This window comes from Sandaracinobacteroides sp. A072, assembly GCF_052616365.1.
On the sequence record NZ_JBQXGU010000001.1, the window covers coordinates 289,145 to 302,011 of the forward strand.

Consider the following 12,867-nt stretch of genomic DNA (forward strand, 5'->3'; position numbering starts at 1 on the left):
GGGAAACTAGGCGCTTTGCCGCCCGACGCCAAGAGAAAGGATTGCATGCCAGCCAGCGCTTTCGCCGGGGCCGCCGGGCTGCTTGATCGCGCGTTCCCCGTCCAGCATGGCGGCAAGCCCGGCGCGGATCCGGGGCATCGGCCAGTGCCGGAGCGCTCCGGCCATGGCGTCCACCTCCTTGAAGAAGACGGGCGGGCGCAGCGATTTGACCGCCGCCATGGGCGCCATGCCCGTATCATGGGCGGCCCGGGCCTCGGCAAGCTGCAGCAGCCGCCGCGCCACGGCGCGCAGGGCGGGAATGGCGCTGTCGCCCGAAAGCCGCTGCATCTGCTGTTCCAGCGCGGGCAGCCGCCCGGTCATGACGGCATTGACGAGGGCCGCCATGTCATCCTCGCTGCTGTCGGCCCCCAGTAGCATGACATGGTCAGGCTCCAGCCGTTGCGGCGCTTCGGGCGTGGCATCGAGGAAGATGGCGTATTTTTCCAGCTCGCGCGCCAGGATGCCGGTGTCGGAATCGGTGCCGGCCAGAAGGCGCTCGATCACGCCCGGCGCCGGCTGCAGGCCAAGCGCCCGTGCCTTGTCCGCCGCCCAGCGGGCGGCATCGCGCGCGTCGAGCGGGTAGAGGTAGAGCATCAGCGCCAGCGGCGAGGCTTCCGCCAGCTTGCGCAGCCCGCTGACCTTGCCGAGATCGCCTGCCGTCATCACCACCGGGTTGCCGGCGGCGGGGGCGGCCAGCAGCAGGCGCACGGCCTCGGCGCAATTTTCCCCGGCGCCGGTCACGCGGATGAGCCTGCGCCCGCCAAACATCGAGACCGAGGCCGCCTCGTCGGCCAGGCGGCCGGGATCGGCGCGCAGTTCCTCGGGCGTCAGGTCGGTGACCGCCATCGGGTCGGCCGGGTCGGCAAGCGCCGCCTGCGCCTGCGTTGCGGCATCGCGGATACCGGATTCGTCGCGCCCGGCCACGAGCAGCAGGCGGATAGCCTCGTCCCAGCGCGCCAGCGCGCGGGCGAACCCGTCGCGCTTCAGGGCGGTCATTCCGGGCCTTGCGGCGGCGCGGTCGCCGCGCTTTCCGGACTGGTGCTGCCCAGAAGGGCGATGCGGGCGACGATCTGGTCCGCGACGTCGGTCGAAAGCCTTTCGACAGCGGTCGTCTCGGCCGCCACCACGGCATATTCCGATGAGACGACATCGATTCCGGCATCCGCACTTGCCGTCGTGTCGAGCAGGGTCGCGCCTGTCGTCATGTCCACCAGCCGGTAGCGCGCGCGCAGTGTGCGCCGTTCGCGGATGATGGAGTTGTCGCCGCGCACGCCGAAGCCCTCGATCCGGTCGTCGAGCGCCACGTCGAGCCGGAAGCGCGGGCTGCCCGCCGGCTGCAGCCGCTGGACCAGGCGGTCATGGACCAGAAAGCCGATGCGATCCGGAATCGGGGCAACCTCGATCGACCCAAGCAGGGCCTGCGCCGGCCCCGCCGAGCCGCCGGAATAGACCGGCGCCAGCTGGCAGCCAGCAAGGGCCAGCGGCGCCAGCAACAGCAGAAGGGCCGCCAGATGCCTCACAGGCCGCCTCACAGGACGATGTTCACCAGACGGTCGGGCACCACGATCACCTTCTTCGGCGTGGCGCCGGCAGCCAGTTGCTGCACCTTCGGGCTGGCAAGGGCTGCGGCTTCCACATCCGGCCGGGGCAGGCCCTTGGGCAGGCTGAGCGTGTCGCGCAGCTTGCCGTTCATCTGGATGGCGTAGGTCACCTCGTCGACCACCAGCAGCGCCGGGTCGGCCACTGGCCAGGGCGCATCGGCGATCAGCCCCGTCTTGCCCAGCATGGCCCAGGCTTCCTCGGCGACATGGGGCACCATCGGCGCCACCAGCCTCAGCAGGGTCTCGCCGGCTTCGGTGCGGCTGGCGCCGGGCTTCGCCTTCTCGATGGCGTTCGCCAGCTCATAGGCGCGGGCAACGGCCTTGTTGAACTGCAGCCGGTCGATATCCTGGGTGATGCCGTCGATGGCCTTGTGGAGCAACCTGTCGAGCGCTTCGTCGCGGCCTTCGCCGCCTTCGCTGGCCAGCCGGGCGATACGCCACAGCCGCTGCACGAAGCGGTGCGCGCCCTCGATCCCGGCCATGGACCAGGCGAGGTCGCGCTCGGGCGGGCTGTCGGACAGCATGAACCAGCGTACGGCGTCGGCGCCATAGCGGTCGAGAATGGAGTCCGGGTCGACGACATTCTTCTTCGACTTGGACATCTTTTCGGTGCGGCCGACATTGACGGGCGCGCCGGTCGCGATCTCGATGGCGGCCTCGCCGCGCTTTTCGATCTGCCCCGGTTCCAGCCACTGGCCTTCGGCGCCCTTGTAGGTCTCGTGCGTGACCATGCCCTGCGTGAACAGGCCGCGGAAGGGCTCGGTGATTCCGATCTTGCCGATCGAGGCGAGCGCGCGGGTGAAGAAGCGGGAATAGAGCAGGTGCAGGATCGCATGCTCGACCCCGCCGATATACTGGGCGACGGGCAGCCAGGATTCCGCTTCCGCCCGGTCGAACGGGCGGTCTGCGGGCTGGGAAGCGAAGCGCAGGAAATACCAGCTGGAATCGACGAAGGTGTCGAGCGTGTCGGTCTCGCGGCGGGCGGGCTTGCCGCAGGACGGGCAATCGACATGCCGCCATGTGGGGTGGCGGTCGAGCGGGTTGCCGGGCCGGTCGAAGCTCACGTCCTCGGGCAGCACCACGGGCAATTGCGCACGCGGGACGGGAACCGGGCCGCAGCCGTCGCAATGGATGATGGGGATGGGCGTGCCCCAGTAGCGCTGCCGCGAGACGCCCCAGTCGCGCAGGCGGAAGATGGTGGTGCCTTTGCCCCAGCCCTCCGCTTCGGCGCGGGCGATGACGGCGGCCTTGGCGGCTTCCACCTCCATGCCGTCGAGGAAGCCGGAATTGATGAGCTTTCCGGGGCCGGTATAGGCCTCGTCCCCGATAGGCAGGGTTTCTTCTCCGGCGGCGGCGACCACGCGCGGCACCGGCAGCATGTATTTGCGGGCGAAGTCGAGGTCGCGCTGGTCGTGCGCCGGGCAGCCGAAGATGGCGCCGGTGCCATAATCCATCAGCACGAAATTGGCGATGAAGACGGGCAGGCGGCGCGACGGATCGAGCGGGTGGACGACCGACAGGCCGGTGTCGAAGCCCTTTTTCTCGGCCGTTTCCAGTTCCTCGGCGGCGGTGCCGCTGGCGCGGCAGTCAGCGATGAAGGCGGCGGCTTCGGCGCTGCGCTCGGCCACGGCCACGGCGAGCGGGTGGTCGATGGCGATGCCGGCGAAGCTGGCGCCGAACAGCGTGTCGGGCCGGGTGGTGAAGACGTCGAAGCCGTCAGGCCCGCCGGGCAGCGGCGCTTCGATCCGGAAACGGAACTTCAGGCCCTTCGACTTGCCGATCCAGTTTTCCTGCATCAGCCGGACCTTTTCCGGCCACTGGTCGAGGGTGGCGAGATCCGCCGCCAGTTCATCGGCGAAGGCGGTGATCTTCAGGAACCACTGAGTGAGCTTGCGCCGCTCGACCAGCGCGCCGGATCGCCAGCCGCGCCCGTCGATGACCTGTTCGTTGGCGAGCACGGTGTTGTCCACCGGGTCCCAGTTCACCCAGGCGTCGCGGCGGTCCACGAGGCCGGCTTCGTACAGGTCGATGAACAACGCCTGTTCATGGCCGTAATAGTCAGGATCGCAGGTGGCGAATTCGCGTGACCAGTCGATCGCCAGGCCCAGGCGCTTCAGCTGCTGGCGCATGGTGGCGATGTTGGCGCGCGTCCATTCGCCCGGATGCACCTTGCGCTCCATGGCGGCGTTTTCGGCGGGCATGCCAAAGGCGTCCCAGCCCATGGGGTGCAGCACGGCATGGCCCTGCATGCGCCGGGCGCGGGCAAGCACGTCGCCCATGGTGTAATTGCGCACATGGCCCATGTGGATGCGCCCCGATGGATAGGGGAACATCTCGAGGATCATCGTTTTCGGCTTGCCGCTTTCGTCGGCGGCGCGGAACACGCCGGCCTCCTCCCAGCGGGCCTGCCAGCGCGCATCGCGCGCATTGTCGTAGCGGCTGTCGTTGCGGCTCTCGTCGCGGCTCTGGTCGGCCATGGCGGTCCCGTCCCGTCAGTTCCGGGCGAGATCGGCCTGGCGCAGGGTCCGGGCCCGCTCCAGGATGATTTCCTCGAGCCGCTGGACCGTGCCGGCGCGGACGGGGGCGGCCTGCCAGCGATTGTCCGTGAAGACTTCGCGCTGGGCGGAGACGCGCACGGCATCGGCGCGGAGCGCCGCATCGAGGATGGCGACCGTCACCTTCACCCGCTCATTGGGGATGGAGGGGTTCTGATACCAGTCCCCCACGATCACGCCGCCGGCCGAATCCACCTGGGCCAGTGGCATGAAGCGCAGCGTGTCGAGGCTGGCGCGCCAGAGATAGCTGTTGACGCCGATGGTGGTGATGCTTGCCTGCTGGGACAGTGCCGCCGGGCGGTCGCGCCCGCCGCAGCCCGAAAGCATGAGCCCGATTGCCAGGGCGGCGCCGATGACGGCGCTGCCGCGCGCTGCCGAAAGACTTCTGTGTGCGTAGGTCAAGCCATGCTCCGTCGTCTGCCGCACCGGGGGCAAGCACGCCCGCCGGTCCTGTCTTCCGGCCGGCCATACAGGGCGCATGGCCCGTGATGCAACTGCCACGCCCCGAAGGCCCGGGCAGAAGCGGCGAACCGACTGGCGAACCGACTGGCGAAGCGACTGGCGAAACCGGAGAATGCCCGGAGACGGAATTGCCATTCATCCGGCCATTCATCAGATTGAAACATGCTGTGGGGCAAAAGCCACAGCACCGGCGGATTCGCAGCACCATGGCCAGATTTCTGCCATGATTGCGTTTCCGGCTCTTGGGAATCCGCTGCGGATTGGGTTAGCAGGAAAGCATGATCAGGTTCTTCGAGTCCCTTGCCGCAGGAGGCGCCCGCATCGCCGGGCCGGCCATGCGCGCGTGCGGCCTCGCTGTGCCTGCCCTTTGCCTTGCCGCCTCACCTGTTTCGGCTGCCAGCACCCAGACGCTGAAGCCGCAGGTGACAAGCGAGCAGACACCGGCCGGTTTCCAGGTAAAGTCACGGGCGCTCGCCCTTCAGCCGATCAGCCTCGATGTCAGCCGTTTCGCCTTCACCGCGCCGGGCCGCGTGCCCAGCAGCCAGGTGCAGACGGTCGAGCGCGAATTCCGCTTCACGCCGTCGCGCAGCGGCAACCGTGGCGTCTCCCTCGGCATGACGGCGCGCAATATCACGCCCAAGGCCAGCTCCGCGACAGCAGCCGCGCGGGCCATTGCCGCCGATCAGGCGCTCACGCCGCGTGGCTATGATGTCGATGTCTCGGTTGCCTATCGCGGCTTCTCCGTCTCGGGTGGTGTCAGCCGCATGGATACGGGCATCGGCGGCCGCAGCACCGAAGGCGTGGACGTCGGCCTTGGCTATGCCGCCCGCAACTGGCGCACGGGGATCGTCGCCTCTGCCGCACGCGAGGAACAGGACCTGCTGCCAACGGGCGTCCTGCCTGATCCGCGCTATGCCGTGGAAGCGAGCGGCGCCTTGACTCTCTCGCCGCAGATTTCGGTGGGCGGCAGTGTCCGCTATCGCATGGCGCCGCAAAACCTCACCCCGCTCGATCCGAACAAGGATGATCGCGCGGTCTTCCTGGGCGGCTCGGTCGCCTTCTGAATCCTGTAGCGTCTGCAGACATCGCAGCGCGGATTTTCCTTCCTGAAACCCACAGGCTCTCCGGTCTGACACGAAAGGCAGGGCTGCGCGCTTCAGGCCGGCTCCTGGCGCTAGTTCATCCTTAGCCCCTGGGCTTCGGCCATGGCCGAAAGCTCGCGCCGGATGTCCGTTCCCGGTGTCATCAGCCATTCGGTCATGGCCGCGCGGAGCGGCTCGATATGGGCAGAACGGACCATCGCCTTGATCGGGCCGATGGCTGCCGGCGTGATCGAGAGGCGCTCGACACCCAGCGCGATGAGAGCGAGCGCCTCCAGCGGCCGGCCGCCCATTTCGCCGCACACGCTGAGCGGAACACCGGAATCGGCTGTCTGGTCCACCACTGCCTTCAGGAAGCGCAGAACCGCGCGCGACAGCCAGTCATAGCGGTCTGCAAGCTTGGGGTTGCCCCGGTCTGCCGCAAGCAGGAACTGGGTCAGGTCGTTGGTGCCGATCGACAGGAAGTCGAGCCGGGGGAGCAGCTCGTCAAGGACCATGGCGAGCGCCGGCACTTCCAGCATGGTGCCGTAGCGCACGTCCTGCGCGTGCGGGATTCCCGCCGCCGCCAGTTTTGCGCGCCGGTCCTCGACAATGCGGCAGGCGGCGTCGAATTCCCAGGGTTCCGCCACCATGGGGAACATCAGGTGAAGCGTGCGCCCGGCCGCCGCTTCCAGAAGCGCCCGCACCTGTGCCGCCAGCAGGCCGGAGCGCGCCAGCGCCAGCCGCAGCGCGCGCCAGCCCATGGCGGGGTTTTCATCCCGTTCGCCGCGGCCATCCACATAGGGCACCGCCTTGTCGCCGCCGATGTCGACTGTGCGGAACACGACCGGCCTGTCGCCCGCAGCCTCCAGCACATCGCGGTAGAGCGCAACCTGCCGGCCCTTGCGTGGCAGCGTCGCCGAGACGAGGAACTGGAACTCGGTGCGGAAGAGGCCGATCCCGTCGGCGTTCGTCAGGTCGAGCGCCGGAAGGTCGGAGCGCAGGCCCGCGTTCATCATCAGCTTCACGCGCACGCCGTCGCGGCTGACGGCGGGCAGGTCGCGCAGCTTGGCGAATTCGGCCTGCTTGCGTGCCTTGAGCGCCGTCTGGGCGAGGAAGCTGGCGATGACGGGCTGGGTTGGGCGGACGAAAAGCGCGCCCGCACCCGCATCGAGGAGCAGCGGGTCGCCTTCCGCCACCTGTTCGCGCAGATCCCGGATGCGACCGAGAAGCGGCACCCCCATGGCGCGGGCAAGGATCGTGACATGGGCAGTGAGCGAGCCATCCTCCAGCGCCACGCCCTTCAGGAAGCGCCGGTCATATTCCAGCAGCTCGGCCGGGCCGAGGTTGCGGGCGATGAGGATGCTGTCTTCCCTGAGGCCGCGCTGCGCCGCCGTGCCCGACTGGCCAGACACGATACGGATGAGCCGGTTCGAGAGATCCTCGAGATCGTGCAGCCGCTCGCGCAGATAGGGGTCGGTGGCGGCGCCCAGGCGGATGCGCTGGGCCTGGGCGACGGCCTCGATCGCGGCCTCGGCCGTCAGGCCGCCGTCGATGCCGTCCTGGATGCGTCGCGCCCAGCCTTCGTCCAGCGCGAACATCTTGTAGGTTTCGAGGATGTCCTCATGGTCGCCGGGGCCGGCGAATTCCGCGCGGCTGACCATCTGGTCGATTTCCTCGCGCATCTTCTGGAAGGCCACCTTCAGACGTGCGTGTTCCTCTGCGGCGTCTTCGGCAACGGTGCGCGTGATCACCACGCGCGGCTGGTGATAGACGGCTATGCCACGCGCCATGCCATCCACCAGCTTCAGGCCGGCCAGCCTGAGCGGGGCGGTATCGCGAACCGGGCGCGCGGCGGCGTCCGTCTCGTCCACGAGGCCGGCGGCCGCGATCAGTTCGGCCAGCACCATCGCCACCGTCTGCAGCGCCTCGATCTCGACATCGTCATAGTCGCGCGGCTGCACATGCTGGACTGCCAGCACGCCGACCGTTCGCTCCCGCCGGATGATGGGAACGCCGGCGAAGCTGTGGAAGCGGTCTTCGCCGGTTTCCGGGCGATAGGCGAAGCGCGGGTGCAGGCTTGCTTCGGCGAGGTTCAGCGGCGACCGGTTTTCGGCGATGGTGCCCACAAGGCCCTGGCCTATCGCCAGCCGCGTGACGTGCACGGCGCTCTGCAGCAGGCCGCGCGTGGCGAACAGCTCGAGCATGCCGTCCCGCAGCAGATAGACTGAGGCCACCTCGGATTCCAGCGCATCGGCGATCAGCTCCGCCACCTGGTCCAGCTTGGCCTGGGTGGGGGTTCGGGCCGCCATCACATCATGAAGGCGGCGCAGCAGCTCGCGTGCGCTGCCGGCCGGCATCAGCGCGTTGTCCCGTCCGGCGTCATGTGGCGCGCCAGCGCCGCCTCGGCTTCGGTGACAAGGCTGTGCATGATGTCGGCGACCGGCTCGATGGCCGTCACCATGCCGACGGACTGGCCAGCCATCACCGAGCCATTCTCGACATCGCCGTCGATCACGGCGCGCCTGAGCGCCCCGGCCCAGAAATGCTCGATTTCCAGCTGGGCTTCGGCCAGCGCCACGTCGCCGGCTTCGATTTTCGCCACCATCTCGCGCTGCTTGGCCATGAAGGCCTCTGACCCGGCGTTGCGCAGCGCACGGACGGGAATGACGGGCAGGCGCGGATCAAGCTGGACGGAAGCGACGGCATCGCGCGCTGGGGCGCGCAGGAAGGCCTTCTTGAAGGCCTCGTGGGCGATGGATTCGGCCGATGCCGCAAAGCGCGTGCCCAGCTGCACGCCGGCTGCGCCCATTTCGACAAGGGCGGCAATCGCTTCGCCCCGGCCGATCCCGCCAGCGGCGAAGATGGTTGCCTCGGGCAGGGCGGGCAGGATTTCCTGGGCAAGGACGGCAAGGCTCACGGGGCCGATGTGGCCGCCCGCTTCGGAACCCTCGATCACCAGCGCATCGACACCCGAGCGCAGCAGCTTGCGCGCCACTGCAAGATTGGGGGCGAAGGCGATGAGCTTTGCGAATTCGCGGATGGCGGCGACGGCCGGGCCGGGCGGCAGACCGCCGGCCAGCACCACATGGCTCACGCCGGCGGTGCGGCACACCGCGATCAGCTCCATCAGCTGCGGGTGCATGGTGATAAGGTTCACGCCGAAGGGCTTGTCCGTCAGCGCGGCGGTGGCGGCGATTTCGGCCGCCAGAAGCTCGGGCGGCATGGCCCCGCAGGCGATCACGCCGAAACCGCCGGCATTCGAGATGGCCGAGACGAGATGCCGTTCCGACACCCAGCTCATCGCGCCGGCAAGGATGGCATGGCGTGTGCCGAGGAAGGCGCGCCCCTTCGTCGTCAGCGCATCGAGCCGGGGCGTGGCGCCTTCGGCCATGCTCATGCGGCGGCGTCCAGGCCATAGGCCGTGTGCAGGACGCGCACGGCAAGTTCCAGATATTCCTCGGCGATCAGCACCGAGACCTTGATCTCGGAGGTGGTGATGGCAAGGATGTTGATGCCACGCTCGGCAAGCGAACGGAACATGGTGGCGGCAACGCCGGCATGGCTGCGCATGCCAACTCCGACGACCGAGATCTTGGCGACCTCGTCGTTGATGTCCAGCCGTTCATAGCCGATGGCGCCGAGATTGGCTTCGAGCACCGCCTTGGCCCGCGCCAGTTCGGTGCGCGGCACGGTGAAGGTCACATCGGTCGTCCGGCCGTCCGCGGCGATGTTCTGGACGATCATGTCGACGTTGATGTTGGCATCGGCCAGCGGGCCGAAGATGGTGGCAACGACGCCCGGACGGTCCGGCACGGAAATCAACGTCACCTTGGCTTCGTTGCGGTCATAGGCAACGCCTGCGATCAGTTCCTGTTCCACGACTTCATCCTCATCGACAACAAGGGTGCCGGGCTCGTCCGAGAAGCTGGACAGCACCTGCACGCGAACCTTTTCCTTCATCGCCAGCTCGACGGAGCGGGTCTGGAGCACCTTGGCGCCGACGCTCGCGAGTTCCAGCATTTCCTCATAGGTGATCTTCGAGAGCTTGCGCGCCCTCGGCACGATTCGCGGATCGGTGGTGAAGACGCCCTCGACATCGGTATAGATGTCGCAGCGGTCGGCCTTCAGCGCCGCCGCCACCGCCACGGCCGAGGTGTCAGAGCCGCCGCGGCCCAGAGTGGTGACGCGACCGTCGTCCGTCAGCCCCTGGAAGCCGGGAATGACGGCAACTTCGCCCGCAGCCAGCGCCGCCCGCAGCGCATCGGTGCCGACATCATGGATGCGGGCCTTGGAATGGCTGCCGGAGGTGTGGACGGGCAGCTGCCAGCCGAGCCAGGAGCGCGCCTTCACGCCCATGGACTGGAGCACGATGGCGAGAAGGCCCGATGTCACCTGCTCGCCCGAAGCGACGACGACATCATATTCGGCCGGATCGGCCAGCGGCGAGGCTTCCTTGCAGAAGCCGACGAGCCTGTCCGTTTCCCCGGCCATGGCGGACACCACGACCGCCACCTGGTTGCCGGCCTCCGCCTCGCGTTTCACGCGGGCCGCCACGCCGCGGATCCGTTCGATCCCGGCCATGGAGGTTCCGCCGAATTTCATCACGATGAGAGACATGGCTGTACCGGAGCTGCTGCTTGCGCAGGGTTGATGTTGCGTGCCCCTTAAGGGCCGGCGGCAGGATTGACAACGCCGCGCCCCCCATACCCCTGAGAAGCAACAGATCGAAGCAAGAGATCTGAGCGGATAAGGCATCGGCCGTCGCCACGCTTTACAGGCGCGCCCTGTCTTTGTTATGCGGCATGCATCATGTCAGCCTTGGCCGCCATCCGCCTGCTACGACTTACGCGCCCTTAGGCGCGCATTGGCTGGCTGTGGCTTGCCTGCATCGCGCCTGAGGGTCATTGCCCGGACGGGCACTTCGCAAAGAAATGCGCTAAGCAAAGCCGGTGGCGTTGACGCGACGCCCCATGTTGCGACTGGCAATCCATGACTGAACAAGGGAAGAGGCACAGATGGCCGACCGTATCCTGATTTTCGACACCACGCTGCGCGATGGCGAGCAGTCCCCGGGCTGCTCCATGAACCTCGAGGAAAAGCTGCGCGTCGCCGCCCAGCTCGAAGCGCTTGGCGTCGATATCATCGAAGCCGGCTTCGCCATTGCCTCGGAAGGCGATTTCGAGGCCGTGCAGGCCGTCGCCCGCCAGTGCGAGCGCGCTGTCGTGGCGAGCCTTGCCCGCGCTGCCCGCGCCGACATCGAGCGTGCCGCCCAGGCCGTGAAGCCGGCGGTTCGCCCGCGCATCCACACCTTCATCGCGACTTCGCCGCTGCACATGAAGGTGAAGCTGAACAAGTCGCCCGAAGAGGTGCTCGAATCGATTCGCGAATCGGTGACGCTGGCCCGCAACCTGGTCGATGATGTGGAATGGTCGGCCGAGGACGCCACCCGTTCCGACCCGGACTTCCTGGCCCGCGCCATCGAGACGGCGATCAACGCCGGCGCGCGCACCATCAACCTGCCGGACACCGTTGGCTATGGCACGCCCGAAACCTATGGTGCCATGTTCCGCGACATGCTGAACCGCGTGCCCAATGCCGACAAGGCGATCTTTTCCACCCATTGCCACAATGACCTGGGCCTTGCCGTCGCCAACACGCTGGCGGCCGTGATGGCGGGCGCCCGGCAGGTGGAATCGACCATCAACGGAATCGGCGAGCGGGCCGGCAATGCCGCTGTCGAGGAACTGGCCATGGCGCTGAAGGTGCGGCATGACGTGCTGCCCTATCGCACCGGCATCGTCTCGACCGAGATCACCCGCGCCAGCCGCCTCATCTCGGCGGTGACGGGCATGCATGTGCAGCCGAACAAGGCGATCGTGGGCGCCAATGCCTTCGCCCATGAAAGCGGCATCCACCAGGATGGCATGCTGAAGGACAGCTCCACCTACGAGATCATGACCCCGGAATCCGTGGGGCAGGGCCAGTCGAGCCTCGTGCTGGGCAAACATTCCGGCCGCGCGGCCTTCCGCGACAAGCTGAAGAGCATGGGCTATGACCTGTCCGACAATGAATTCCTCGACGCCTTCAAGCGCTTCAAGGATCTGGCCGACGCCAAGAAGCAGGTGTTCGACGAGGACATCGTGGCGCTGGTGGATGACGAAGTGCTGCGCGGGCATGACCGCATCCAGGTGCTCGAAGTGGAAGTCTATTGCGGCTCCAACGGCCCGCAGCGCGCGATCCTGACGCTCAGCATCGACGGCGAGGAAGTGACGGCCGCCACGAAGGGCAATGGCCCGGTGGATGCGCTGTTCAACGCCGTGCGCAAGCTGGTCGAGCATGATGACGCCATCCTCCAGCTCTATGAGGTTTCGGCGGTGACGGCCGGAACCGATGCGCAGGCCGAGGTTTCGGTCGTCTTGTCGGAGCATGGTCGTACGGTGCGCGGTGTCGGCACCCACAATGACACGCTCGTCGCCTCTGCGCGCGCCTATGTGAACGCGCTCAACAAGCTGATGGTGAAGCGCGGGCGTTCGGCACTCGCCGCGGCCTGATTCCGCTGAAGATTCGCCTGAAGCTTTGCCGGTGGAGGGGCTACGGGCTTCTGGCCCTGCGCCCCTCCACCAGTCCTTCGTCCTGACCGGTCCTGCGCCTCAGCCGGCCGCTGCCGTGCAGGCAATGTCCGGCGTGGTGCCGATGGTCAGGTTCAGGCTGTTGTCCTTGCCCTCCACGAGCACGCCGTCGCCGCGATAGCGGTAGGCCTCGCCCGCCGGCTCGGCCTGAAGCTCCTGCGAGCCGCCGTTGCGCAGCAGCACGGCCACGCCCTGCTCGGGGAAGAAGCGCAGCTCGATTGCACTGCCATCGGCGCAGGTGAAGCGGGTGCGGCTCTGCACCGTGGGTGGCAGGCCGGCGTCGGCCGCGGCCTTTTCCTGCGCTGCCTTCTGTTCTGCGGTCGTCTGGTCGTCCGGAAGGTCGGGTGACGGCATCACCGCGACCGAGGGCGAGATGTCGGGCGGGGGCATGTCCCGCGATTCGCCGGCGCCTTCGCCCTGCTGGCAGGCCGCCAGCGCCAGCATCGATCCCAGAAGCACGATACGCGCCGTCTTTCCACGCATGATCATCCTCATCTTC

At 67.9% G+C, this 12,867-nt stretch carries 10 protein-coding genes; 2 read left to right on the forward strand and 8 right to left on the reverse strand.

From position 1 onward, the window contains the following. Nucleotides 1-6: 6 nt before the first annotated feature. Genes holA through ACUJ46_RS01435 form a run of 4 tightly spaced genes read right to left on the reverse strand, consistent with a single transcriptional unit; the run spans nt 7 to nt 4,522 of the window. Complete coding sequence (gene holA / locus ACUJ46_RS01420) at nt 7-1,035, reverse strand: DNA polymerase III subunit delta (protein ID WP_445388677.1); 1,029 nt, start codon at nt 1,033-1,035, stop codon at nt 7-9. Then, nucleotides 1,032-1,559 carry an LPS assembly lipoprotein LptE gene (gene lptE, locus ACUJ46_RS01425; RefSeq protein ID WP_445388678.1) on the reverse strand — a complete coding sequence of 176 codons (528 nt, stop codon included), beginning with the start codon at nt 1,557-1,559 and terminating at the stop codon, nt 1,032-1,034. The genes holA and lptE overlap by 4 nt, the downstream gene beginning before the upstream one ends. A gap of 8 nt (nt 1,560-1,567) precedes the next feature. After that, complete coding sequence (gene leuS / locus ACUJ46_RS01430) at nt 1,568-4,117, reverse strand: leucine--tRNA ligase (protein WP_445388679.1); 2,550 nt, start codon at nt 4,115-4,117, stop codon at nt 1,568-1,570. Between the two features lie 15 nt (nt 4,118-4,132). Further along, complete coding sequence (locus ACUJ46_RS01435; protein WP_445389503.1) at nt 4,133-4,522, reverse strand: DUF3576 domain-containing protein; 390 nt, start codon at nt 4,520-4,522, stop codon at nt 4,133-4,135. Between the two features lie 413 nt (nt 4,523-4,935). On the opposite strand from ACUJ46_RS01435, the gene ACUJ46_RS01440 reads away from it, so the two are divergent. Further along, on the forward strand, nt 4,936-5,721 hold the full coding sequence (locus tag ACUJ46_RS01440) for a hypothetical protein (RefSeq protein WP_445388680.1): 786 nt from the start codon (nt 4,936-4,938) through the stop codon (nt 5,719-5,721). A 110-nt stretch (nt 5,722-5,831) separates the two neighbouring features. On the opposite strand, the gene ptsP is transcribed toward ACUJ46_RS01440, so the two are convergent. Genes ptsP through ACUJ46_RS01455 form a run of 3 tightly spaced genes read right to left on the reverse strand, consistent with a single transcriptional unit; the run spans nt 5,832 to nt 10,356 of the window. Further along, nucleotides 5,832-8,096, reverse strand: a complete 2,265-nt coding sequence (gene ptsP / locus ACUJ46_RS01445; RefSeq protein WP_445388681.1) for a phosphoenolpyruvate--protein phosphotransferase — start codon at nt 8,094-8,096, stop codon at nt 5,832-5,834. Then, nucleotides 8,096-9,136, reverse strand: a complete 1,041-nt coding sequence (locus ACUJ46_RS01450; RefSeq protein ID WP_445388682.1) for an NAD(P)H-dependent flavin oxidoreductase — start codon at nt 9,134-9,136, stop codon at nt 8,096-8,098. Before ACUJ46_RS01450 ends, ptsP begins: the two co-directional genes overlap by 1 nt. Continuing rightward, nucleotides 9,133-10,356, reverse strand: coding sequence for an aspartate kinase (locus ACUJ46_RS01455; RefSeq protein WP_445388683.1), 1,224 nt, complete (start codon nt 10,354-10,356; stop codon nt 9,133-9,135). Before ACUJ46_RS01455 ends, ACUJ46_RS01450 begins: the two co-directional genes overlap by 4 nt. A 398-nt stretch (nt 10,357-10,754) precedes the next feature. On the opposite strand from ACUJ46_RS01455, the gene ACUJ46_RS01460 reads away from it, so the two are divergent. Next, on the forward strand, nt 10,755-12,290 hold the full coding sequence (locus ACUJ46_RS01460; RefSeq protein ID WP_445388684.1) for a 2-isopropylmalate synthase: 1,536 nt from the start codon (nt 10,755-10,757) through the stop codon (nt 12,288-12,290). 99 nt (nt 12,291-12,389) lie between these two features. On the opposite strand, the gene ACUJ46_RS01465 is transcribed toward ACUJ46_RS01460, so the two are convergent. Next, nucleotides 12,390-12,851: a hypothetical protein gene (locus ACUJ46_RS01465; RefSeq protein WP_445388685.1), complete on the reverse strand. Its 462-nt coding sequence runs from the start codon at nt 12,849-12,851 to the stop codon at nt 12,390-12,392. Nucleotides 12,852-12,867 lie beyond the last annotated feature (16 nt).